This window comes from Nocardioides salarius (genome assembly GCF_016907435.1).
GTDB classification, from domain to species: domain Bacteria; phylum Actinomycetota; class Actinomycetes; order Propionibacteriales; family Nocardioidaceae; genus Nocardioides; species Nocardioides salarius.
Window position 1 is genome coordinate 837,803 of record NZ_JAFBBZ010000001.1, and the last position, 23,687, is coordinate 861,489.

Consider the following 23,687-nt stretch of genomic DNA (forward strand, 5'->3'; position numbering starts at 1 on the left):
TCGGCACGGTGTCTCACCGCGTCGATCTGCGTCGGGACGCAAAGGGCCCTAGCCTCGTGGGGTGAGGACCGTGACCTGGACAGACCACGACGCCGTGCTGCTCGACCTCGACGGCGTCATCACGCCGACCGCCGAGGTGCACATGAGGGCCTGGGCCGACATGTTCAACGCCTTCCTGGGCTCCTACGACGGCGCGGCGGCCGACCGCTCGCCCTACACCGAGGCCGACTACTTCGCCCACGTCGACGGCAAGCCCCGCTACGACGGGGTGCGCGACTTCCTGGCCGCGCGCGGCATCGAGCTGTCCGAGGAGCGGGTCCGCGAGCTGGGCGACCGCAAGAACGACGCGTTCAACGAGGTGCTGGCCCGCGACGGCGTCGTGGCCTACCCGGGTTCGGTGGCGCTGCTGGACCACCTGCGCGAGCTCGGGATGCCCCTGGGCGTCGTCTCGTCGTCGGCCAACGCCCCGGCGGTGCTCGAGGCCGCGGGCCTGGCCGACCGCTTCGGCACCGTGGTCAGCGGCGCCGTGGCCACCGACCTGGGCCTGCCCGGCAAGCCCGAGCCCGACACCTTCGTGCACGCCGCCCGCGAGCTGGGCGCCGACGTGGCGCGCTCGGTGGTCTTCGAGGACGCCGTCTCGGGCGTGCGGGCCGGCGCGGCCGGCGGCTTCGCCCTGGTGGTGGGCGTCGACCGCGGCGCCGGCGTCGAGACGCTGAGCGAGGCCGGGGCCGACCTCGTCGTCGCCGACCTCGCCGAGCTGCTCCCCGGGCCGGTCGCGTGACCCGCCGCTTCGTCGCCGACGACCCGATGGACCGGGGCCGGTTCCCGGTGCACCCGTGGCGCCTGGTCGAGCGCTCGCACCGTGCCGAGGACCTCGGCGTCACCGAGACGCTCTTCGCGGTGGCCAACGGCTACCTCGGCATGCGTGGCAACCCCGAGGAGGGTCGCGACGCCCACGCGCACGGCACCTTCGTCAACGGCTTCCACGAGACCTGGCCGATCCGGCACGCCGAGGCCGCCGTCGGGTTCGCCCAGACCGGGCAGACGATCGTCAACGTCCCCGACGCCAAGCTGATGAAGCTCTACGTCGACGACGAGCCGCTCATCCTGGGCACCGCCGACCTCGAGCGCTACGAGCGCTCCCTGGACTTCCGCGACGGCGTGCTGCGCCGCTCGCTGGTCTGGCGGACCCCCTCGGGCAAGCGGGTCAAGGTCGAGTCGACGCGGATGGTCTCCATGACCCAGCGCCACCTCGCGCTGCTGGGCCTGACGGTGACGATGCTCGAGGGCGACGCCCCGATCACCATCTCCTCCCAGCTGCTCAACCGCCAGGACGGCACCGACGAGTACCACGACCCGCGCGCCGCGATGGGCGAGGGGATCGACCCCCGCAAGGCCGCCAGCTTCGAGGACCGGGTGCTGGTGCCGCGCCTGCACTCCGCCCAGCAGCAGCGCATGGAGCTGGGCTACAGCTGCGCCAACTCCCGGATGACGATCGCGGTCGCCGCCGACCACACCCTGACCACCGACGACCCCAGCGAGGTCGTGCGCAGCGCCGAGCAGGACCTGGCCAAGATGGTCTTCCGCGTCGAGGCCACCGAGGGCAACCCGGTGCGCCTGCAGAAGGTGGTGGCCTACCACACCTCGCGCGGCGTCCCGGTGCGCGAGCTGGCCGACCGCTGCGAGCGCACCCTCGACCGGGCGCGGCACCACGGCCTGGACCACTACCTCGACGAGCAGCGCGACTGGTACGCCGACTTCTGGTCGGCCGCCGACGTCGAGGTCACCCACGCCGACGCCTCCGACGAGGAGATCGCCGTGCAGCAGGCGATCCGGTTCAACCTCTTCTCCCTGGCCCAGGCCAGCGCCCGCGCCGACCAGCAGGGGGTGCCCGCCAAGGGGGTCACCGGCTCGGGCTACGAGGGCCACTACTTCTGGGACAGCGAGATCTACGTCGCCCCGTTCCTCACCTACACCCAGCCGCACCTGGCGCGGAACCTGCTGCACTTCCGCAGCCGGATGCTGCCCGCCGCCCGGCACCGCGCGCGCGAGATGGCCCAGAGCGGCGCGCTCTACCCGTGGCGGACCATCAACGGCGAGGAGGCCTCGGCCTACTACGCCGCCGGCACCGCCCAGGTGCACATCGACGCCGACGTGGCCCACGCCCTCATGCAGTACGTCGCCGCCTCGGGCGACGTGGGCTTCCTGGTGCGCGACGGCATCGACATGCTGGTCGAGACCTCGCGGATGTGGGTCGACCTCGGCTTCTGGCGCAGCAACGGCACGCCGTCCTTCCACATCCACGGGGTCACCGGACCCGACGAGTACACGACGGTCGTCAACAACAACCTGTTCACCAACGTGATGGCCCGCTACAACCTCGAGCAGGCCGTGGCCGCCGTCGAGACCGTGCGCCGCGACCACCCCGAGGACTTCGAGCAGGTGCGCGCCCGCCTCGAGCTCGACGACGCCGAGGTCGAGGAGTGGGCTCGCTGCGCGGCCGGGATGCACATCCCCTTCGACGAGGGGCTGGGCATCCACCCGCAGGACGACGCGTTCCTCGACCGCGAGGTGTGGGACCTCTCCGAGACGCCCGACTCGCTGCGCCCGCTGCTGCTGCACTACCACCCGCTGGTCATCTACCGGTTCCAGGTGCTCAAGCAGGCCGACGTGGTGCTGGCGCTGTTCCTGCAGGGCGACCGCTTCAGCGAGGAGGAGAAGCGCGCCGACTTCGAGTACTACGACCCGATCACCACCGGCGACTCGACCCTCTCGGCCGTGGTGCAGTCGGTGGTCGCGGCCGAGGTCGGCTACGCCGACGCGGCCTGGGGCTACTTCCGCCAAGCCCTGCACGTCGACCTGGCCGACCTGCACGGCAACACCGACGACGGCCTGCACATCGCCTCGGCCGGCGGGGTGTGGGCGGCGCTGGTCAACGGCTTCGCCGGCATGCGCGACCACGGGGGTCGGCTCTCCTTCGACCCGCGGCTGCCCGACGCCTTCCCGGTGCTGCGCTGCACGCTGCGCTGGCAGGGGCACCGGCTGGCCCTGGAGGTGCGGCCCGACCGCCTGTGCGTCGCGGTGCTCGAGGGTCGAGGAGCGGTCTGCATCAGCGTGCGCGGCACCGAGCACGAGGTCGACGCCGAGCGCCCGCTCGTGGTCGACCTCGACGCCCGCGGCACCCGGTTGCCGCACCCGCTCGACGACCGCCCGCAGCTGGGCGGCACCCGCGCCGACGGCAGCAGGATCACCGCCGGCGTGCCGGCCGCCACCCTCTAGTACGCCGCGGCGCGCACGCAGACCACGTCGGGCAGGTCGGCCACCACCAGCCGCCAGGTCCGCCCGGCGTCCGCCGAGGCCCACACGGTGCCGTTGCGGGCGCCGAGGTAGAGCCCGGTCTCGGCGTGGTCGTCGCTGCACATCGCGTCGCGCAGCACCCCGACGAAGAACCCGTCGGGCAGGCCCTCCCCCAGCTCGTCCCAGCTCTCGCCGGCGTCGCGCGAGCGCCACACCCGCGCCCGCCCGTCGGGCGGGTAGCGGCCACCGGCGCCACCCAGCGGGAAGACGTGGACGGTGTCGGGCTCGTGGGGGTGCACCACGACGGGGAAGCCGAAGTCGGCCGGCAGCCCCTCGGCGATCGAGGTCCAGCTGCCGCCCTCGTCGTCGGAGCGGTAGACGCCGCCGTGGTTCTGGGCGAAGAGCCTCTCGGGGCGCGAGGGGTGGCGGGCGACCTTGTGCACGCACTGCCCGAACTCGGGGTACTGCTCGCCCTCGGGCAGGAACTCGGCACGGATGCCGCTGTTGCGCGGCTCCCACGACGCGCCGTCGTCGGTGGTGCGGTAGACCCCGCCGGTGGACAGCGCGACCACGGCCGAGCCCGGGTCGGTGGGGTGCGGCAGCACCGTGTGGAAGGCCTGGCCGCCGAAGCCCTCCGACCACTGTGCACGGTGCGGGTGCTCCCACAGGGCGCGCTCGAGGTCCCAGGTCTCGCCGCCGTCGCGGGAGCGGAAGACCGCCCCCGGCTCGGTGCCCGCCCAGACCACGCCCGGCTCGGCGCCCGCCACCAGACCCGGTCGACCGAGGCGTCCACGTCGTCGGGGAAGGCCGGCGGGCGCTGCCCCGGTCGCCACGAGGCACCGAGGTCGTCGGAGACCTGCACCTGCGGGCCGAACCAGGTCGACGAGGCCCCGGCCAGCAGCCGCGGGCGGCCCTGCGCGTCGCGCACCCGGGTGTCGACCAGGCAGGAGTAGACCTCCTGCATGTCGTGGTGCGGCCCGGTGAAGGACCACTCCGCTCGCCGCTCGTCCGACTCCCCCACCCACAGGCCCTTGCGGGTGCCCACCACCAGCACCGTCCTGCCCTGCGTCTCCTGCGCCATGTCGCTGTCCTCTCCTCGGCGGCCCACCCGTACATTGACCGCGTGGTCGGCCGGAACTCATCGTCGCCCCTCACGCGGGCCGTGTCACCGGTCTGGCTGGTGCTCATCGGGATCGCCTCGGTGCAGCTGGGCGCCAGCGTCGCGAAGTCGATCTTCGACGAGATCGGCCCCACCACCATGGTCTGGCTGCGGCTGGCCTCGAGCGTGCTGGTCCTCGCGCTGGTGGTGCGCCCGCGGCTGCGTGGACGCAGCCGCCGCGACTGGGCCGTGGTCGTGGCCTTCGGGCTGAGCCTGGGGCTGATGAACTGGGCGATCTACCAGTCCTTCGCGCGGATCCCGCTCGGGGTCGCGGTCACCATCGAGTTCATCGGCCCGCTGAGCCTGGCCGTGCTGGGCTCCCGGCGCGCCCGCGACCTGGTGTGGGTGGGGCTGGCCGGGGTCGGGGTGGCGCTGCTGGGCCTCGACGGCGCCGACGTGAACTGGGCCGGGGTCGGGTTCGCGCTGCTGGCCGGCGCCGCGTGGGCGGCCTACATCCTGCTCAGTGCCGAGACCGGGCGGCACTGGCAGGGCGTCGACGGCCTGGTGCTGGCCAGCGCGGTGGCGGCCCTGCTGCTGATGCCGTTCGCGGTCGGGGTCGGCGGCAGCGACCTGCTCGACCCCCGGGTGCTGCTCATCGGCGCCGCCGTGGGCTTGCTGTCGTCGGTGATCCCCTACAGCTGCGAGCTGGTGGCGCTGCGCAGCCTGCGACCGGCCGTGTTCGGCATCCTGATGAGCCTCGAGCCGGCGGCCGCCGCCCTCGCCGGCATCGTCGTGCTGGGCGAGCTGCTCGGCCCGGTGCAGTACGCCGCCGTCGCGTGCGTGGTGCTGGCCAGCATCGGCGCCACCCGCAGCCGACGGCCCGCGGTGCCGGTCGTCGACTGAGCCCGCTCCGCAACCCCGCCCTGACCTGCCTGTTCACGCTCCGGTGACGGCGCGGACTCCCCAGCGACGCCGGAGCGTCCTAGATTCGGCGACGTCCTCGACACCCCGCTTGGAGCCCCCCATGTCCCTGGCACGCCGCGCCGTCCTGCCCGTCCTGGGCCTGGCCGGGGCCGCCCGGCGCTGGCCGGTCGTCGCCCACCAGCGAGCCCAGCACAACGCCATGCTGGCCAGCACCGAGGCGGCCCGGCGGCGGGTGGAGCGCCACGAGGTCGAGCACTACCTCGAGGAGCTCGCGGTCGCCCGCGGCCACGAGCGGCCGCACCCGCCGGCCCAGCCGCGCGCCCACCACGTCTGATCCGCCGCACCACCGTGCCGCCGGTGCGGCACAATCGGCGCCATGTCGACCACCCGGGCCCGCACCTCGACCCCCGCGCTCGCCTTCGACGAGGTGCTCTCCGACGACGGGACGCGCCTGCGCGCCTGGACCAACGACCAGGAGGGGGTGATCGACGGTCCCACGGTGGTGCTGTGCAACGGCCTCGGCACCAACGCCTACGCCTGGCCGGCGCTGCTCGACCCGGGCTGCGGGGTCCGGGTCGTCTCGTGGAACCACCGCGGCGTCGGCGGCTCCGAGCGGCCCAGCGACCGCTCGCACTGCCGCATCGAGGACGTCGTCGACGACGGGCTGTCGGTGATGGACCACTTCGGGATCGACCGGGCGGTGCTGATGGGCTGGTCGATCGGCGTGAACACGATGTTCGAGCTCGCGCTGCGCCACCCCGAGCGGGTCAGCGGCCTCTTCGCGGTCGCCGGGGTCCCCGGCGACACCTTCGCCACCATGCTGGCGCCCCTGCGGGTGCCGCGCCCGCTCGCGCGGCTGCTCACGGTCAACGCCGCCCGGGCGGCCAAGCAGGTGGGCTGCCTGCTGAGCCCGGTCGCGAGCCGGCTGCCGGTCGGCCCGCTGACGATCACGGCGCTGAGCCACAGCGGGTTCATGCTGCCGGTGCGCGATCCCGAGATGGCGGCCCTGGCGGTGCGCGAGTTCCTCTCGACCCCGCTCGACTGGTACTTCCACCTGGCGCTGCGCACCTCCGAGCACGCCCGGGTCTCGCTGCGTCACCTGACGGTGCCGGTCACCTTCGTCGCCGGCACCTACGACCTGCTCGCCGGCGCCCGCGACATGGCCAGCGCCGCCGCGCGGGTCCCGGGGGCGACCTACCACGAGCTGCCCGGCACCCACTTCCTCTCCCTGGAGCACCCCGACGAGGTGCACCGCCTGCTGCTCGAGCTCCTCGAGCGCGCCGCATGAGGCGCCGCCCCGCCCTCGCCCTGGTCGGCGGGCTGCTGGGCGCCCTGGTGCTCGGCGGCTGCCTCGACGAGGGCAACAGCACCGACGTACGGATCCTGGAGACGACCCCCGACGCCACTCCCCTGCCGGCCACCCCGACGCCCAGTGCGACCACCAGTGCGAGCACCAGCCCCACCGCGCCCTCGCAGGCGCCCGGGGCCACGCTGACCCCGGCCGACCGGGAGCCCCGGCTCCTCGGCATCGTGGCCACCGGGCTGTCGGTGCCCTGGGGCCTGGACTTCCTGCCCGACGGCGACGCCGTGGTCACCGAGCGCGACAGCGGGCGGGTGCTGCTGCTGCGCGGCGAGCGACACCGCGTCGTGGTGGCGGGCACCGTCGAGGAGCGGGTCGCCCAGGGCGAGGCCGGCCTGCTCGGCGTGGCGGTCTCCCCCGACTTCGACGACGACCGCCTGCTCTACCTCTACGTCAGCACCGCCGAGGACAACCGGGTGGTGCGGGCGCGGCTCGAGGGGGCGCGGCTCGGCGCGACCGAGCCGGTGCTCACCGGCATCCCCAACGGCTTCATCCACGACGGCGGCCGGCTGCTCTTCGGGCCCGACGGCCACCTCTACGTCTCCACCGGCGACGCCGGCGAGCCCTCCCGGGCCCCCGACCCCGACAGCCTCGGCGGCAAGATCCTGCGGATCACCACCGACGGCGAGCCGGCCCCCGGCAACCCGCGCCCCGACAGCCCCGTCTTCTCCTCGGGGCACCGCAACGTGCAGGGCCTGGCGTTCGTCGGCGACCAGCTGTGGGCCTCGGAGTTCGGCGACAGCACCGCCGACGAGCTCAACCGCATCGACGGCGGGCAGGACCACGGCTGGCCGGCCGTCGAGGGCGTCGGCGACCAGCAGCGCTACGTCGACCCGCAGGTCACCTGGGGCACCGGCGAGGCGTCGCCGTCGGGCCTGGCGCTGGCCTGCGGCCACCTGTGGCTCGGCGCGCTGCAGGGCGAGCGGCTGTGGCGCGTGGAGGTCGGGCCCGACGGCCGCCGGGCCGGCGAGGCGACGGCGTACCTGGTCGGCGAGCACGGCCGGATGCGCAGCGTCGCGCAGGCCCCCGACGGGTCGCTGTGGGTGACGACCAGCAACCGCGACGGGCGCGGCGACCCGGGCCCCGGGGACGACAAGATCCTCAGGATCCGTCCCTGACCCCCGCCACGACGCCGGTCACCGTCGCCCGGCGCGCGGCGCGGCGCAGGACGGCGAGGATCGAGGGGCCCAGCAGCACGATCGCGGCAGTGTTGGTGACCGCGCGCAGGGTGTCCCAGCCACCGGTCGAGGTCAGCAGCGTGTAGACCGCGAAGCGCTGCAGGTTCTCGACCACCGGCGCCCCGGCCACGTAGCTGAGGTCGCCCTCGTGGCCAGGCACCGCGACGCCCAGGATGAAGGGCCACCCGGACAGGTTCATCAGCGCGCCGAAGAGGTAGGCGGCCACGATCCCGTAGACCACGAGCATCGCGATCTCGCCGCGCCCGCGAGGACGGCGCGGCAGCAGGCCCGCGAACATGCCCACCCAGGCGGCCACCAGCATCTGGTAGGGCAGCCACGGGCCGACGCCGGCGGTGACCAGCGCCGAGGCGAACAGGCTGGTGCAGCCCAGCACGAAGCCGAAGCCCGGCCCGAAGACGCGTCCACCCAGCACGAGCAGGAAGAAGACCAGCTCCACCCCGGCGATGCCCGGGGAGATGGCCCGCGCCAGCGCGTTGACGGCGCTGAGCACCCCCAGGACGGCCAGCACCCGCGCGTCGAGACCACCCTCGCTCACCTCGGCCAGCACGACGGCCACCACGATGGGCAGCAGCGCCAGGAAGAGGAAGGGCGGGTCGACCCGGGTGCCCTCGGGCACCCGCAGCAGCAGCGGCCAGACCAGCATCATCAGGCCCGCGAGCGAGGCCAGCGCCAGCACGAGCGCGGAGCGTCGACCGAGCGGCACGGCGTCGACCCGGCCGGGGCGCTGCGTGGCCGGGGCGCTCACACCGGCTCCAGCGCCGCGACGACCTCGTCGACGCGCAGCCACGGCGCACCCAGGACCTTGGTGACCTGGGGGGCGAAGGCGGGCGACTCGACGACGACCCGGCGCGCCGGCCCCGAGGAGACCACCTCGCCCTCGGCCATCACGACCGCGTCGTCGGCCGCCTGCGCCACGAACTCCACGTCGTGGGTGGCCACCAGCACCGCGTGGCCCTCGCCCGCCAGGGCGCGCAGCGTGCGCGACAGCTCGGCCTTGGCGGCGTAGTCGAGGCCGCGGGTGGGCTCGTCGAGCAGCACCACCCCCGGGCGCGCGGCGAGCACCAGGGCCAGCGCCAACGCCAGGCGCTGTCCCTCCGAGAGGTCGCGGGGATGGGCCGCGTCGCCGATGCCGGGCACCAGGCGGTCGAGCAGCTCGCGGCAGGCTCCCGGGGAGCCGTCGGGGTCACCGGCGGCGAGCTCCTCGGCGACGGTCTCGAGGTAGAGCAGGTCGGCGGCGTTCTGCGGCAGCAGGCCGACCAGCGCACGGCGCTGCCCGGAGGGCACCGCGGCCGGGTCGGTGCCGGCGGCCGTGACCGTGCCGGCCGACCGGCGACCGGTCCCCTGGAGCGCCCACAGCAGCGACGACTTGCCGGCTCCGTTGCGGCCCATGAGCGCGGTGACCCGACCGGGCGGCAGCACCAGGTCGACCTCGCGCACCGCCACCTTGGTGCCGTGGCTGACCGTGAGGCCGCGGGCGAGCAGCCCCTGGCCCGCAGGGCTGACGACGGGGGCGGGGTCCTCGGGCGGACGGGCCAGGCGCTGCTGCAGGGGGCGGGCCGCACGTCGGGCCTCGCGCACGCTCAGCGGCAGCGGCGACCAGCCGGCGGCGCGGCCGAGCTCGACGATGGGCGGGGCGACCGGCGAGGTGCGCAGCAGCTCGGCCGGCGGCCCGACCAGGAGCCGGCCGTCGCCGGGCAGCAGGCACATGGCGTCGGCGAACGGCACCACCCGCTCGAGCCGGTGCTCGGCCAGGAGCACCGAGACCCCGAGGTCGTGCACGAGCCGGGTCAAGGTGGCCAGCACCTCCTCGGCGGCGGTGGGGTCGAGCGCCGAGGTGGGCTCGTCGAGCACCAGCAGCCGCGGGTGCATGGTCAGCACCGAGCCGATGGCCACCCGCTGCTGCTGCCCGCCCGAGAGGGTGCGCAGGTCGCGGGCGCGCAGCTCGGCGATGCCGAGCAGGTCGAGGGTCTCCTCGACGCGGCGGCGCATCGTCTCGGCGGGCAGCCCCAGCTGCTCCATGCCGTAGGCCAGCTCCTCCTCGACGGTGTCGGTGACGAAGCCCCGGGCCGGGTCCTGGCCGACGTAGCCGATGGCGTGGGCGCGCTCACGCGGCGGGCGGTGCACGATGCTCTCGCCGTCGAGCAGCACGTCACCCTCGAGGTGGCCGCCCGAGAAGCGCGGCACGAGGCCGGTGACGATCCCGAGCAGGGTCGACTTGCCGACGCCGGTGGGCCCGGAGACCACGACGAGCTCGCCCTCCTCGACCACCAGGTCGACCGAGCCGAGGACGCGCCGGGCCTCGGTGCCGGGCCCCGGCTCGTAGGAGAACCCGACGCCGCGCAGCTCCATCATGCGAGGGCCCCCCGCCTGGCCGGCGGCGCCACCAGGCCACCGGCACCGGCCACCAGGGCGGCCGCCAGCGCTGCCGCGCTCACGGTCGGCACGGCGTCCAGCGGCGGGTGCGCGATCGCGACCTGGGCCTGGGCGACCCAGAGACCGAGGGCGCCGGCCCCCACGCCCGAGACGGCGACGACCAGGTCGGGCCAGCGCCAGCGGTCGGCCCGGTAGCGGGTGCGCTGGACCCGTCGCCCGGCCGTGGCCAGCCCGGCCACCGCGAGCAGCACCCCCAGCCCCAGCATGGGCAGGGCCAGCACCCGTGGCGCCGTGGTGTCGAGCAGCGCGTAGGTGCCCACGCAGACGCCGACGAGCCCGGCGACCATCAGCGCGCCGGTGAGCAGCCGGGTCCCCCGGCCCTGGTCGGGCAGCCGGCCGTAGCCGCGGGCGTCCATGCCGGCCGCCATCGCCAGCGAGCGGTCGAGGGCATCCTCGAGCACCGGCACCAGGGAGCGGCGCAGCAGCCCGATGCGGCCCTCCGCGCCCGCGCGCAGACCCTGGGCCGCGCGCACCCGGCGCACCGAGTCGGCCAGCTGGGGCAGCACCGTCACCGCCACCACCAGCGCCGTGCCGATCTCGTAGAGCGCGGGCGGCACCGAGCGCAGCAGCCGCTTGGGGTTGGCCAGCGAGTTCGCGGCGCCGACGCACACGACGATGCTGGCCAGCCGCATGCCGTCGTAGAGGCCCGCCAGGAGGGCCTGGGAGGTCAGCGGCCCGAGCAGGGCGATGCCCGCGGCCACGTCGGGCAGCGGGACCTCGGGCAGGTCGAGCAGCACCGGCCCGCCGGCGTACCCGCCGCCGAGCAGGATGCGGAAGAGCACCCGGACGACCACGATGGCCGCACCGAGCCACAGGTAGAGCCGGAAGGAGCGTGCCCAGGGCTGGTCGGAGCGGCGGGACGAGACGACCAGGGCGGCGACCCCGACCAGGAGCAGGAGGCTCAGGGGGTTCGTGGTCCCCGAGGCTGCGGCGGCCAGGCCGATGGCCCAGACCCACCAGGCCACCGGGTGCAGGTCGCGCGGCAGCCGGGCGTTGCCGCCCGCGGGACGCCGGTCGGGAGGCTCCGCGACCGGGCTCTCGGTGCCGCTCGCGGGCGTCAGGACGCTCACGGCGACCCCGACTCGCAGCGCTCGGCCCGCAGGTGCTCGAGCGCGGGGGCGGCCTGGGCGGTGGCGCGGCGCCACTGGTCGCGCTCGGGCACGGCGATGCGCCCGCTCGGCGGCAGCGAGGCGAAGGCCTCCTGCGAGTAGGCGACGGCGCCCGCCTCGCGCTCCCCCTCGGCCACCTGGACCGCCGCCAGCCACTGGGCTGCCCGTGCGGCCTCCTCGCAGGCGCCGAGCCGGCCCAGCACCCAGCCGGCCAGTCCGGTGGAGTTGGAGCTCGCGACCGGATCTCCGGCGCCCGGCTCGGCGACGAGGCTGCCGTCGGCGTCCTGCTGCTCGACGAGCCATCCCTGCGCGCGCCGCAGCGCCTCCCGGACCTCGGCCGGAGGCTCCTCCAGCTCCAGCAGCGCCAGCACGACCAGCGCCGTCGCGTCGGTGTCGGGAGCGCTGCGCCCCTCGGGGTCGCCGCCGTCGCAGGACTGGTCGCGGGCGGTCGCGTCCTCGGTGAGCAGCAGCCGGAACCAGCCGCCTGCGCACTGCTGGTCGAGCAGGTACGCCGTCACGGGCGCGGCGGCCGGCGAGCCGACGGCCTCGAGGGCGTGGGCGCCGAAGGCCTGGCCGATGGTGTTGGCGACGTCGGCGCCCGGGGCGCTGTCCTGCAGCCTCCCGGCGGAGACCGGCCGGGTGCTGACCAGGCCCTCGAGCCGCTCCACCAGGTCGACGCCACCGAAGGAGGTGGGCTCCCCGCCGGACAGGACGGCGAAGGACGCCAGCTTGGCCACCGCGCCGGAGTAGAGACCCTCGGTGCCGCCGGTGGTGTAGTCCTCGACCGATCCCTCGAGGGCTCCCGCGACCTGCTGCACGACCGGCTCGTGCCCGCCGAGCGCGCGCAGCGCCAGGGCCACGTCGATGCCCAGGCCGTGGTCGTCGAAGTCGTACTGCTCGTTGCGCACGACGCCGTCGTCGACCTGGGCGGCGAGCCAGTCGGCGGCGAGCGCCGCCTCGGCCGGCTGCTCGACCTGGGGCTCTCGGGGCTCGGCCTGCTGCTCGTCCTGCTCGCCGGCGCCGCAGGCGGTCAGGGCCAGCAGGGTCGCGGCCAGGACGGTGGCCAGGGCGGTGCCTGGGTGTCGGCTCCTCACGGGGCTCCCCTCCGCTGCACGCGGCGGCGACCCGGTGGAGCGGGGGCGACACCGCTGCGGTCCTCGACAGCGTGTGATCGGTGCGCGGCACGCGGGTGCTCCGGCTCGCCGCCTGCCGGCGGCCTACGGTTGCGGGTCAGCGCCGGACTTAGACCGGCTTCCCCCGACGTGCGCGGGTGTGTGGTTGGTGCTGGGAGCATACCGCCGCCGGGGCCCGACGGCGGCATGCGTCCCTCAGCCCCTGCGGCGACGGCGTACGACGGCGAGGCCGGCCAGGCCCGCGCCCAGCAGGACCAGCACCGCCGGGGCCACCCAGACCGGGAGCCCGGCGGGGTCGTCGACGGGCGCGGCGGTCGGCTCGGTGCCGTCGAGGTCGACGACGGTGTCCTGGTCGTCGGTCTCCGTCTCGGTCTCCTCGTCGGTGTCCTCGTCGGTGTCCTCGTCGTCCTGACCGGCGCGGTCGGCCTTCCCCTGCTTCCCCGACTTCCGGCGGTCCTTCTCGGCGCCCCCGGTCGTGTCGGCCTTCCCGGTCCCCGCCTGCTGGGAGGGCCCGTCCTCGGGCGTCTCCTCGCCGGCGCCGGCCCCGGCGCTGGCCGACCCCGCGGTGGGTGCCGGTGCGGCCGGGGACGTGCCGCCCTGGCTGCCCTGGCCGCCCTGGCTGCTCGGGCTCGGGCTGGGGCTCGGGCTCGGGGCCTTCGGCGGGGCGGTGCCGGGCTGCACCTGGCCGGACTGGTCGTCCCAGGCGAAGCCGACCGAGCCGCCCTCGGGGATCTTCAGCTGGTCGACGCCGAGGCTGGCATAGCTCCACGAGCCCGACGAGCCGTCGGACCACCACAGCGACCAGTAGGCCTCGGAGGGCGAGGCGTTGACGCACGGGTCGCTCGCCGGCACCTGCTGCACCCGGCAGACGAAGCCCGGCTGGTTGCGCGCCCGGGTCAGCTCGACCCCGGCGGCCCCCAGGACGGTGGCGGCGCTGCTGCCACCCTTGCCGCTGACGCACCCGGTCTGCTGTCCCCCGCCGAGGCCCTTGAAGTCGACGACGACCGAGACACCGGCGCCGCCGCAGGTGGCGGCGGTGGCGGCCGGCGCGCCGACCACGAGCCCCGCCGTCGTCACGCCGAGCGCGACGACGACGGAGCCCATGACCGAGCCCATGACCGAGCCCAGCACCGACAGGGTGCTGGAGGGGCGCAGGCTCACGCCTTGCACTCGACCTTGCGCAGGTTCTCCAGCGCGGGCGCGGCCTGGGCGGTGGCGCGGTGCCACTGGTCGCGGGTGTCGACGCCGATGCCCTGCTTCTTGCCCTGCAGGAAGGCGGCGCGGTCGTAGGCGATGGCGCCCTTCTCGACGCCCAGCGCCTTGTCGCGGCCGCCGGCCTGCTGCTTCTTGACCCACTGCGCGGCCTGCTGCGCCTTGCCGCAGAGACCCGCGTCGCCCAGCGCCCACCCGGCCAGGCCGGTGCTGTTGGAGTTCACCCCGGCGTCGGGGCCACCGTCGAAGGCTCCGCCGTCGCTCTGCTGGGCGACCAGCCACGCGGTGGCGTCGTCGATCGCGGCGGCGACCTCGGCCGAGGGGTCCGCGACCTCGAGCAGGTTGAGCACCACCAGCGAGGTCACGTCGGCGCCCTGGTCGGGGTCGCCGGGGGCCGCGTCGCAGCCCTGCTCGTCGGCGTCGACGGCGGCGAAGGAGAGCCGGAAGTAGCCGGCCTCGCACTGCTGCTGCAGCAGGTACGACGTCACCGGCGCGGCCTGCTCGGAGCCCACCGCGTGCAGCGCCTGCGCGGCGAAGGACTGGCCGATGCTGTTGGCGAAGTCGCCGTAGTCGGAGCGGTCCTGCAGGCGGCCCTCGGAGGGCGCGTCCGTGGAGACCAGGCCCTCGAGGCGCTCCACCAGGTCGACCCCACCGAAGTCGGCGGGGTCGCCGCCGGTACGGACCACGAAGGAGGCCAGCTTGGCCGTGGCGCCGGAGTAGGCGCCATCCGCCTCCCCGCCGGTGGTGTAGCTGTCGACGGCCTCGGCGAGGGCCGCGGAGATCTTCGAGACCTTGCGGGCCTTGAGACCCTGGGCGCGCAGGGCGAGACCGGTGTCGATGCTCAGGCCGTAGTCGTTGAACTCGTACTGCTCGTTGACGGCGACGCCGCCGTCGAGCTGGCCGGCCAGCCAGCCGGCCGCGGCCTGCTGCTTGTCGGCCGGTCCGGCGACGGCGGGCGTGGCGGTGGCCACGACGGCCAGGGTGGTGGCGGCGGCGCCGGCGACGAGCGCCGCACCGCGGGTGAGCGGGTGCTTCACGGGGTTCCCCTCCGCTGCAGGCAGCGGCGACGACCCCGCGCGGCGGGGACGACACCGCTGCGGTCCTCGACAGCGTGTGATCGGTACGCGCCGCGCGGGTGCTCCGGCTCACCGCCCCGGGGCGGTCTACGGTTGCGGGTCAGCGCCGGACTTCGACCGGCTTCCCCCTGCGTGGGCGTGCATGTGTGGTTGGTGAGCGGAGCGTACCGCCGCCGGGGCCCGGCGGCGGCACCGCGTCCGTCAGGCGAGCTTCTCGAGCACCAGCTCGCGCACCCGGGCGGCGTCGGCCTGCCCGCGCATCTGCTTCATCACCGCGCCGATGAGGGCACCGGCGGCGGCGTGCTTGCCGTCGCGGATCTTGTCGGCGACGTCGGGGTTGGCCGCGATCGCCTCGTCGACGGCGGCGTTGAGCGCACCCTCGTCGGAGACGATGGCCAACCCGCGGGAGGCGACGATCTCGTCGGGGGTGCCCTCGCCGGCCAGCAGGCCGTCGAAGACCTGGCGCGCCAGCTTGTCGTTGAGGGAGCCCTCGTCGACCAGCGCCTGCACCCGGGCCACGTCGAGCGGCGTGACCCCCAGGTCGGCGATCTCGGTGCCGGAGTCGTTGGCGCGGCGCGCCATCTCGCCCAGCCACCACTTGCGCGCGGCCTGCGGGGGGCAGCCGGCCGCCACGGTGGCCTCGACGAGCCCGAAGGCGCCGGCACCGACCGTGTCGCGCATCTCCATGTCGGAGAAGCCCCAGTCGGCCTGGAGCCGGGCGCGCTTCTGCGTCGGGTTCTCCGGCAGCGTGGCCCGCAGCTCCTCGACCCACTCGCGGGTCGGCGCGACCGGGACGAGGTCGGGCTCGGGGAAGTAGCGGTAGTCGTCGGCGTCGGACTTCTCGCGGCCGCTGGTGGTCACGCCGGTGTCCTCGTGCCAGTGCCGCGTCTCCTGCAGGATCGAGCCGCCCGAGCCCAGGATGCCGGCGTGGCGCTGCATCTCGAAGCGCACCGCCCGCTCCACCGAGCGGAAGGAGTTGACGTTCTTGGTCTCGGTGCGGGTGCCGAGCACCCCGCTGCCCTTCGGGGCCAGCGACAGGTTGACGTCGGCGCGCAGGTTGCCCTGGTCCATCCGGGCCTCGGAGACCCCGAGCGCGACGATCAGCTCACGCAGCTGCTGCACGTAGGCGCGCGCCACCGCCGGTGCCTTCTCCCCCATGCCCGTGATCGGCTTGGTGACGATCTCGATCAGCGGGATGCCGGCGCGGTTGTAGTCGACCAGCGAGTAGTCGGCACCGTGGATGCGCCCGGTGGCGCCACCCACGTGCAGCGACTTGCCGGTGTCCTCCTCCATGTGCGCACGCTCGATCTCGACCCGGAAGGTCTCGCCCTCGACCTCGACGTCCATCCAGCCCTCGAACGCGATCGGCTCGTCGTATTGGCTGGTCTGGAAGTTCTTCGGCATGTCGGGGTAGAAGTAGTTCTTGCGCGCGAAACGGCACCACTCGGCGATCTCGCAGTTGAGGGCCAAGCCGATGCGGATCGCCGACTCGACCGCCACCCGGTTGACCGCCGGCATCGCGCCGGGCAGGCCCAGGCAGGTCGGGCAGACCTGGGTGTTCGGCTCGGCGCCGAATCCGGTGGGGCAGCCGCAGAACATCTTCGTGGCCGTGTTGAGCTCGACGTGCACCTCGAGGCCCAGCGCGGGGTCGTAGGCGGCGAGCACGTCGGTGAAGGGCACGAGGGTCTCGGTGGCGCTCATCGGGCCGCTCCTTCCAGGGTGGGGGCCTTGTCGAGCAGCGGGCCGCCCCACTGCGCCTCGAGGGCCGCCTCGAGCGCCGCGCCGACCCGGTAGAGCCGGTCGTCGGCCAGCGCCGGGGCCAGCACCTGGAAGCCGGTGGGCAGCCCGTCCTCGTCGGCCAGCCCGCTGGGCACCGAGATGCCCGGCACGCCGGCGAGGTTGGCGGGGATCGTCGCGAGGTCGTTGAGGTACATCGCGAGCGGGTCGTCGAGCTTCTCGCCGAGCTTGAAGGCGGTGGTCGGCGCGGTCGGGCTGACCAGCACGTCGACCTTCTCGAAGGCCGCCTCGAAGTCGCGCGAGATCAGGGTGCGCACCCGCTGGGCGGTGCCGTAGTAGGCGTCGTAGTAGCCGCTCGAGAGGGCGTAGGTGCCCAGGATGATGCGGCGCTTGACCTCGTCGCCGAAGCCGGCGTCGCGGGTCGCGCGCATGACCTCCTCGGCCGACGGCGACTCGACGCCCTCGGGCAGCACCCGCAGGCCGTAGCGCATCGCGTCGAACTTGGCGAGGTTGGAGGACGCCTCGCAGGGCATCACCAGGTAGTAGGTGGCCAGCGCGTGCACGAAGTGCGGGCACGAGACCTCCACGACCTCGGCGCCGGCCTGGGTCAGCAGCTCCAGGGACTCCTGGAAGCGGGCCAGGACCCCGGCCTGGTAGCCCTCGCCCGAGAGCTCGGTGATGACGCCGACCTTGAGGCCCGACAGGTCCCCGGCCGCGCCCTGGCGGGCCGCCTCGACCAGCGGCGGCAGCGGCTGGTCGACCGAGGTGGAGTCGAACGGGTCGTGCCCGCCGATGATCTCGTGCAGCAGCGCCGCGTCGAGCACGGTGCGCGTCACCGGGCCCACCTGGTCGAGCGAGTTGGCCATCGCGACCAGCCCGTAGCGCGAGACGCCGCCGTAGGTCGGCTTGACGCCCACGGTGCCGGTGACCGCGCCGGGCTGGCGGATCGAGCCGCCGGTGTCGGTGCCCAGCGCCAGCGGCGCCTGGAAGGAGGCCACGGCCGCGGCCGAGCCGCCGCCCGAGCCGCCGGGGATCCGCTCGAGGTCCCAGGGGTTGTGCGTGGGGCCGTAGGCGGAGTGCTCGGTGGAGGAGCCCATCGCGAACTCGTCCATGTTGGTCTTGCCCAGGATCGGCAGGCCGGCGGCCTTGAGGCGCGCGACGACCGTGGCGTCGTACGGCGGCAGCCAGCCCTCGAGGATCTTGGAGCCGCAGGTCGTCGGCAGCCCGGTGGTGGCCAGCACGTCCTTGACCGCCACGGGGACCCCGTCGAGCGCGGAGGCGGGGGTGCCGGCGGCGCGGCGGGCGTCGGACTCGGCGGCCTGCGCCAGCGCGCCCTCGGCGTCGACGTGGAGGTAGGCGTGCACGAGGCCGTCGACGGCGGCGATCGCGTCGAGGGCGGCGCGGGTCAGCTCGACGGAGGTGGTCTCACCGGCCGCCAGCGCGCGCGCCATCTCGTCGGCGCTGGCGCGGCCCAGGTCGGCGCTCACTGCTCGTCCCCCAGGATCCGCGGCACCATGAAGCGCTGCTCCTCGGAGGCCGGGGCGCCGGCGAGGGCCTCCTCGGCGCTCAGGCCGGGCCTGACGACGTCCTCGCGGAAGACGTTCGTCAGCGGCAGCGGGTGCGAGGTCGGCGGCACGTCGGCGCCGGCCACCTCGCTGATCGAGGCGACCGAATCGAGGATGACCGACAGCTGGGGTGCCAGGTGGTCGAGCTCGTCGTCGGACAGGTCGATCCGGGCCAGGGTCGCCAGGTGGGCGACCTCGTCACGGGTGATCTCGGGCATGGGCGCCATCCTAGGAGGCGCCGCGGCGACCACCCGACCGGGTGGGTCGGCCCGAGAAGGCCCGCTTCACGACATCCTTCCTTAGGCTGGGCCCCGGCAGCACCCTGGCTGGAGACCTGGCACGGCACCTGGAGGCACGATGACGGCGACGACGCGCGAGCGCCCGGCGCGCCTGCTGGCCGACTCGCGCTCCGCCGAGCCCCGTGCCCGACTGGCCCAGGCGGTCAGCCGGGCCGACTTCCTGCTGCGCCTCTCGCGCAACGTCTCGGCCGTGCAGAACCCCGACCGCGGCCTCGAGGCGCTCGTCGAGCTGCTGCTCGACGAGGTCGTCGACGTCGCCCAGGTCGTGGTCCGCTCCGGCCCCCACCACCTGGTCTGCAGCGGCACCCACCTCGACGAGCCGACCACCGTGCGCCGGCCGCTGGCCGACCCGCTGCCGCGCGACAGCGCGGCGACGATGGAGACCGGGCTCGGCGCCGAGGTCGTGCTCCCGCGCAGCGGCCCGGGGAGAGGTGAGGCGCTGCGCTCGGTGGTCGTCGACGACGACCTCGCCGCCCGCCTCGAGCGCAGCGAGGTCGAGCTGCTGGCGGTGCTGCCGCTGTCCGCGCGCGGACGCACGCTCGGCTCCCTGGTCGTGGGCCGTGACCGGGGCAGCGACTTCTCCGGCTCGCAGGCGTTCCTGGCCGACCTCACCGAGCGGATCGGCGTCGGCCTCGACGCCACCCTGCTCGTCGCCGAGAGCCGCTACGTCGCCGACGTGCTGCGCCGCTCGCTCGCCCCCGGCCGGGTGCCCGAGGTCCCCGGCCTGCAGATCGCCACCCACGTGCGCGTGGCCCACGAGTCCCAGGCCGTCGGCGGCGACTTCTTCGACGTGCTCCACGACCCCGAGCACCCCGACGACCTGGTGCTGCTGTGCGGCGACGTGACGGGCAAGGGCGTCGAGGCCGCGGTGCACGCGCGCCGCATCCGCAACGCCGTGCGCACCACGTCGCTGGTGCACGACTCCCCCGGCGCCGTGCTCGCGCTGACCAACCGGGTGCTGGTGCTCGAGGCCGACCAGGACGACGAGTTCAGCGAGCGGCTCGCCACCGCCGTCTGCGGCCGGTTGAGCCGCGACGGCGACGAGCTGGGCGTGACGCTGGCCGGCGCCGGGCACCCCGACGCCCTGCTGCTGCGCGCCGACGGCCGGGTCGAGGCGATGCCCGGCGAGGGCGTGGCCCTGGGCCTGCTGCCGGGCGCCGAGTTCCCCGAGACGACCGCCTCGATGCACCCCGGCGACACGCTGGTGCTCTACACCGACGGGGTCACCGAGGCCCGCGGCGCCGACGACCTCTTCGGCCAGGAGCGCCTCGAGGCCACGCTGGCCACGGTCGCCGGCATGCCCGCCACCGCGGTCGTGGAGGCGGTGGCACTGGCCGTCTCCGACCACCTCGGCGAGCGCGCCCACGACGACATCGCGCTCGTGGTGCTGCACCGCGAGCCCGTGGTCGGCGCGTGAGCGCCCCGGTCACCGAGTCGGCCGCGCCGCACCGCGACGACTACTGGGCCGCGGTCTCGGTCGGCGACGCCGACGGCGCGCACGCGGTGGCGGCCCGCGCCCTGGCCGACGGCACCGACGTCGAGACCTTCCTGCAGGAGGTCGTCGTCGAGGCGCAGCGTCGCGTGGGCGAGCTGTGGGCCACCAACGACTGGAGCGTGGCCCAGGAGCACGCGGCCACCGCCGTCTCCGAGGCGGTGGTGCGCCGGCTCGCCGACACCCTGCCCGGCGGCTCCGGTCCCCTGCTGCTGGTCGGCTGCGCCGAGCGGGAGTGGCACGCCATGCCCGCCCTGGTGCTGACCACCACCCTGCGCGCCCGGGGGCTCGACGCGGTGCACACCGGTGCCTCCACCTCGCGCGACGAGCTCGTCTCCGCCATCCTCGACCGAGGCCCCCGCGCGGTGCTGCTCAGCGCCTCGCTGTCCTCGTCGCTGCCCCGGCTGCGCCGCCAGGTCGAGGCGGTGCGCGGCACCGGCACGCCCGTGGTCGTCGGTGGGCGGGCGTTCACGGGCGGCGAGCGGTGGCGCACGCTCGGCGCGACGGCGTACGCCGCGTCGCCAGCGCACGCGGTGGCGGTGCTGGCCGACCTGCCGCGCCACGTCGGCCCCGCCGTCCCGCTGGCGCACCCGGGCGCGACCGAGTCGCGCACCCTGCAGGCCGCCGCCGACCGGGTCGTGCGCGACGTGCTGGCGGCCCTCGACCTGGGCAACCTGGCGCTGCCGCCCGACGACTGGCGGGTGGTGCTGGCCACGCACACCCCGCACGTCGTCGACTCGGTGGCCAGCGCGCTGCTCTGCGACGACGCCTCGGTGCTCGTCGAGGCCCGCGCCTGGCTGGACGAGGTCGTCACCGGTCGCGGCGGCGACCCGGCCGCGGTGGGCAGGCTGTGGGAGGCGCTGGCCCACGAGCTGCGCGACTTCCCGGTGGCGCTGGCGATGCTGCGCTCCTGAGCGGTCAGTCCACCCGTGGGGGTGGGGCGCCGCGACCTACCGTTGAAGTTGAAGAGTGAATCATTCCTCGACCTCATCGGGAGTCTCCGCATGACCAAGATCGCGATCGTCTACTACTCCTCCTACGGCAGCGTCCACGCGCTCGCCGAGCGCGCCGCCCAGACCGCCGAGAAGGCCGGCGCCGAGGTGCGGCTGCGCCACGTCGCCGAGACCGCCCCCAAGGAGGTCTGGTCCTCGGTCGAGGGCTGGGCCGCCCATCGCGCCGAGGTCGAGGACCGCCCGGTCGCCGAGCCCGACGACATGGCGTGGGCCGACGTCGTGCTGCTCGGCTCCGGCACCCGCTACGGCAGCGTCACCAGCCAGCTGCAGTCCTTCATCGACACCCTCGGCCCGCTGTGGGCCGAGGGCAAGCTGGCCGACAAGGTCTACGCCGGCTTCACCGCCAGCCAGACCGCCCACGGCGGCCAGGAGACCACCCTGCTCTCGATGCTGACCACCTTCGTGCACCTCGGCGGCATCATCGTGCCCCCGGGCTACACCGACCCGATCAAGTTCACCGACGGCAACCCCTACGGCGTGGGCAAGGTCACCGGGGCCTCCGCGGAGCTCACCGACGACGACCACGCGGCGATGGACCACCTCGTCGAGCGGGCCCTGCGCATCGGCGCCAAGCTCGCCGCCTGAGCCGACCGCTCCCTCCGGGCTCCCCGGGGCCGCTCAGGCCTCCGGGGGGCCCTGCTCCAGCAGTGACTTGAACCCGTCCTCGTCGAGGACCGGCACCCCCAGCTGCTCGGCCTTCTCGGCCTTCGAGCCCGCGTTGTCGCCGACGACGACGAAGTCGGTCTTCTTCGACACCGACCCCGCGGCCTTGCCGCCCCGCGAGAGGATCGCCTCCTTCGCCGAGTCGCGGCTGAAGTCGACCAGCGAGCCGGTGACCACGACCGTGAGGCCCTCGAGGGTGCGCGGCACCGACTCGTCGCGCTCGTCGGCCATCGTGACCCCGGCCGCCTCCCAGGCCTCCACGATGCGGCGGTGCCACGCGACGTCGAACCACTCGATGACCGCGGTCGCGATCGTGGGCCCCACTCCCTCGGCGGCGGCCAGCTCGTCCTCCCCCGCCTCGCGGATGCGCTGCATCGACCCGAACTCCTGGGCCAGCGCCCGCGCGGCGGTCGGGCCCACGTGGCGGATCGAGAGCCCGACCAGCACCCGCCACAGCGGCACCTGCCTGGCCCGGTCGAGGTGGTCGAGGAGCCGCTGCCCGTTGGCCGAGAGCACCCGGCCGTCGGTGGCCAGGTCGGTCTCGGTGCGCTTGGCCGCGCGGGTGAAGAGCTCGGTGCGCAGCAGGTGCTGCTCGGTCAGCGCGAAGACGTCGCCCTCGTTGGTGATCACGCCCGCCTCGAGCAGCGCCGAGGCGGCCTCGTAGCCCAGGCCCTCGATGTCGAAGGCGCCGCGCCCGGCCACGTGGAAGACCCGCTCGCGCACCTGGGCGGGGCACTGCTCGTGGTTGGGGCAGCGCAGGTCCTTGTCGCCCTCCTTCTGCTCGGCGAGCTCGGTGCCGCAGGCCGGGCAGTGCGTCGGCATCACCCAGGGCTCCAGGCCCTCGGGGCGCAGCGCCAGCACCGGGCCGAGGATCTCGGGGATCACGTCGCCGGCCTTGCGCAGGATCACGGTGTCGCCGGGGCGCACGTCCTTGCGGCGCACCTCGTGGGCGTTGTGCAGGGTGGCGTTCTCGACCGTCGAGCCGGCCACCCGGGTGGGCACCATGACGCCGTACGGCGTGACGCGGCCGGTGCGCCCGACGTTGACGCGGATGTCGAGCAGCTCGGCGTTGACCTCCTCGGGCGGGTACTTGAAGGCGATCGCCCAGCGTGGCGCGCGGCTGGTGGAGCCCAGGCGCCGCTGGTCGCTGACCGCGTCGACCTTGACCACCACGCCGTCGATCTCGTGCTCCACGTCGTGGCGGTGCTCCCCGTGGTGGGCGATGAGCTCCTCCACCTCGGCGAGGGTGCCCAGGACCGTGGCCCGCTCGCTGGTGGGCAGCCCCCAGGCCTGCAGCGCGCGGTAGGCCTCGGACTGCGAGAGGGGCTCGAAGCCACGGCGTGCGCCGACGCCGTGGCAGACCATGCCCAGGGCGCGGGTCGCGGTGACGCGGGGGTCCTTCTGGCGCAGCGATCCGGCGGCGGCGTTGCGGGGGTTGGCGAAGACCGGCTTGCCGGCCTCGGTCATCGCCTCGTTGAGCCGCTCGAAGGCGGCCACCGGCAGGAACACCTCGCCGCGCACCTCCACCAGCTCGGGCACCGGGAACTCGTCGGTGCCGGTGAGGCGGTGCGGGATGGTGTCGATGGTCTTGACGTTGGGCGTCACGTCCTCGCCGGTGCGGCCGTCGCCGCGGGTCAGGGCCCGCACCAGCCGGCCCTGCTCGTAGAGCAGGTTGATGGCCAGCCCGTCGACCTTCAGCTCGCACAGCAGCGCCGGGTCGTCGACGCCGTCGCGGCGCAGCCGCTCGTGCCAGGCCGCCAGCTCCTCGTAGGAGAAGGCGTTGTCGAGGCTCTGCATCGGCTCGAGGTGGTCGACGGCGGTGAACAGCGTCGACACCGCTCCCCCGACCTGCTGGGTCGGCGAGTCGGGCGTGCGCAGCTCGGGGTAGGCCTCCTCGAGCTCCTCCAGGCGCCGCATCCGGGCGTCGAAGTCGGCGTCGTCGATCGTCGGGCTGTCCAGCACGTAGTAGCGCCAGCGCGCGTCGTTGATGTCCTCCGCCAGGCGGCGGTGCTCCTCGCGGGCCTCGTCTCCGGGCGGGGTGGGGTCGCTCATGGGGACATCCTGCCCGGTGCCGGG

General features: G+C 74.9%; 20 protein-coding genes. 9 read left to right on the forward strand and 11 right to left on the reverse strand.

Annotation, left to right across the window (positions count from 1 at the left end):
• Window positions 1–70: 70 nt before the first annotated feature.
• Both JOE61_RS04105 and JOE61_RS04110 read left to right on the forward strand, forming a co-directional pair.
• The gene (locus tag JOE61_RS04105) at window positions 71–781 is read left to right on the forward strand and encodes an HAD family hydrolase (RefSeq protein ID WP_193668015.1); all 711 of its coding nucleotides are present in this window, start codon (window positions 71–73) and stop codon (window positions 779–781) included.
• On the forward strand, window positions 778–3,279 hold the full coding sequence (locus JOE61_RS04110) for a glycoside hydrolase family 65 protein (RefSeq protein WP_372440050.1): 2,502 nt from the start codon (window positions 778–780) through the stop codon (window positions 3,277–3,279). The genes JOE61_RS04105 and JOE61_RS04110 overlap by 4 nt, the downstream gene beginning before the upstream one ends.
• Here JOE61_RS04110 and JOE61_RS04115 read toward each other — a convergent pair.
• Window positions 3,276–4,064 (reverse strand): WD40/YVTN/BNR-like repeat-containing protein, encoded by a 789-nt coding sequence (locus JOE61_RS04115; RefSeq protein WP_307822800.1) that lies wholly within the window; start codon window positions 4,062–4,064, stop codon window positions 3,276–3,278. The two genes, JOE61_RS04110 and JOE61_RS04115, sit on opposite strands and share 4 nt — an antisense overlap.
• 356 nt (window positions 4,065–4,420) lie before the next feature.
• Between JOE61_RS04115 and JOE61_RS04120 the strand changes: the two genes are divergently transcribed.
• From JOE61_RS04120 to JOE61_RS04135, 4 genes are all read left to right on the forward strand, one after another.
• Complete coding sequence (locus tag JOE61_RS04120; RefSeq protein ID WP_193667866.1) at window positions 4,421–5,299, forward strand: EamA family transporter; 879 nt, start codon at window positions 4,421–4,423, stop codon at window positions 5,297–5,299.
• Between the two features lie 121 nt (window positions 5,300–5,420).
• On the forward strand, window positions 5,421–5,654 hold the full coding sequence (locus JOE61_RS04125; protein ID WP_193667865.1) for a hypothetical protein: 234 nt from the start codon (window positions 5,421–5,423) through the stop codon (window positions 5,652–5,654).
• 42 nt (window positions 5,655–5,696) lie between these two features.
• Complete coding sequence (locus JOE61_RS04130) at window positions 5,697–6,608, forward strand: alpha/beta fold hydrolase (protein ID WP_193667864.1); 912 nt, start codon at window positions 5,697–5,699, stop codon at window positions 6,606–6,608.
• A complete protein-coding gene (locus JOE61_RS04135; protein WP_193667863.1) occupies window positions 6,605–7,798 on the forward strand; it encodes a PQQ-dependent sugar dehydrogenase in 1,194 nt (397 codons plus the stop codon). Before JOE61_RS04130 ends, JOE61_RS04135 begins: the two co-directional genes overlap by 4 nt.
• Here JOE61_RS04135 and JOE61_RS04140 read toward each other — a convergent pair.
• The 9 genes from JOE61_RS04140 to gatC form a co-directional block, all read right to left on the reverse strand.
• Complete coding sequence (locus tag JOE61_RS04140) at window positions 7,782–8,624, reverse strand: ECF transporter S component (protein WP_307822801.1); 843 nt, start codon at window positions 8,622–8,624, stop codon at window positions 7,782–7,784. The two genes, JOE61_RS04135 and JOE61_RS04140, sit on opposite strands and share 17 nt — an antisense overlap.
• Entirely contained in the window at window positions 8,621–10,231 is a 1,611-nt protein-coding gene (locus tag JOE61_RS04145) for an ABC transporter ATP-binding protein (protein WP_193667862.1), read from the reverse strand. The genes JOE61_RS04140 and JOE61_RS04145 overlap by 4 nt, the downstream gene beginning before the upstream one ends.
• Window positions 10,228–11,382: a CbiQ family ECF transporter T component gene (locus JOE61_RS04150; RefSeq protein ID WP_307822802.1), complete on the reverse strand. Its 1,155-nt coding sequence runs from the start codon at window positions 11,380–11,382 to the stop codon at window positions 10,228–10,230. The genes JOE61_RS04145 and JOE61_RS04150 overlap by 4 nt, the downstream gene beginning before the upstream one ends.
• A complete protein-coding gene (locus JOE61_RS21490) occupies window positions 11,379–12,515 on the reverse strand; it encodes a hypothetical protein (protein WP_227491399.1) in 1,137 nt (378 codons plus the stop codon). The genes JOE61_RS04150 and JOE61_RS21490 overlap by 4 nt, the downstream gene beginning before the upstream one ends.
• Window positions 12,516–12,749: 234 nt before the next feature.
• Window positions 12,750–13,715 carry a hypothetical protein gene (locus tag JOE61_RS04155; RefSeq protein ID WP_193667860.1) on the reverse strand — a complete coding sequence of 322 codons (966 nt, stop codon included), beginning with the start codon at window positions 13,713–13,715 and terminating at the stop codon, window positions 12,750–12,752.
• The gene (locus JOE61_RS04160; RefSeq protein WP_193667859.1) at window positions 13,712–14,803 is read right to left on the reverse strand and encodes a hypothetical protein; all 1,092 of its coding nucleotides are present in this window, start codon (window positions 14,801–14,803) and stop codon (window positions 13,712–13,714) included. Before JOE61_RS04160 ends, JOE61_RS04155 begins: the two co-directional genes overlap by 4 nt.
• A 240-nt stretch (window positions 14,804–15,043) precedes the next feature.
• Complete coding sequence (gene gatB, locus JOE61_RS04165; RefSeq protein ID WP_193667858.1) at window positions 15,044–16,543, reverse strand: Asp-tRNA(Asn)/Glu-tRNA(Gln) amidotransferase subunit GatB; 1,500 nt, start codon at window positions 16,541–16,543, stop codon at window positions 15,044–15,046.
• Window positions 16,540–18,030 (reverse strand): Asp-tRNA(Asn)/Glu-tRNA(Gln) amidotransferase subunit GatA, encoded by a 1,491-nt coding sequence (gatA, locus tag JOE61_RS04170; RefSeq protein ID WP_204797361.1) that lies wholly within the window; start codon window positions 18,028–18,030, stop codon window positions 16,540–16,542. Before gatA ends, gatB begins: the two co-directional genes overlap by 4 nt.
• 32 nt (window positions 18,031–18,062) lie before the next feature.
• The gene (gene gatC, locus JOE61_RS04175; protein WP_193667856.1) at window positions 18,063–18,362 is read right to left on the reverse strand and encodes an Asp-tRNA(Asn)/Glu-tRNA(Gln) amidotransferase subunit GatC; all 300 of its coding nucleotides are present in this window, start codon (window positions 18,360–18,362) and stop codon (window positions 18,063–18,065) included.
• Window positions 18,363–18,501: 139 nt separating this feature from the next.
• On the opposite strand from gatC, the gene JOE61_RS04180 reads away from it, so the two are divergent.
• The 3 genes from JOE61_RS04180 to wrbA all read left to right on the forward strand — a co-directional run bounded on the left by JOE61_RS04180 (window position 18,502) and on the right by wrbA (window position 21,533).
• Window positions 18,502–19,860 carry a PP2C family protein-serine/threonine phosphatase gene (locus tag JOE61_RS04180; protein ID WP_193667855.1) on the forward strand — a complete coding sequence of 453 codons (1,359 nt, stop codon included), beginning with the start codon at window positions 18,502–18,504 and terminating at the stop codon, window positions 19,858–19,860.
• The gene (locus JOE61_RS04185; RefSeq protein ID WP_193667854.1) at window positions 19,857–20,849 is read left to right on the forward strand and encodes a cobalamin B12-binding domain-containing protein; all 993 of its coding nucleotides are present in this window, start codon (window positions 19,857–19,859) and stop codon (window positions 20,847–20,849) included. The genes JOE61_RS04180 and JOE61_RS04185 overlap by 4 nt, the downstream gene beginning before the upstream one ends.
• A gap of 90 nt (window positions 20,850–20,939) precedes the next feature.
• Window positions 20,940–21,533, forward strand: a complete 594-nt coding sequence (gene wrbA / locus JOE61_RS04190) for an NAD(P)H:quinone oxidoreductase (protein ID WP_193667853.1) — start codon at window positions 20,940–20,942, stop codon at window positions 21,531–21,533.
• A 33-nt stretch (window positions 21,534–21,566) separates the two neighbouring features.
• On the opposite strand, the gene ligA is transcribed toward wrbA, so the two are convergent.
• The gene (gene ligA / locus JOE61_RS04195) at window positions 21,567–23,663 is read right to left on the reverse strand and encodes an NAD-dependent DNA ligase LigA (RefSeq protein WP_193667852.1); all 2,097 of its coding nucleotides are present in this window, start codon (window positions 23,661–23,663) and stop codon (window positions 21,567–21,569) included.
• Window positions 23,664–23,687 lie beyond the last annotated feature (24 nt).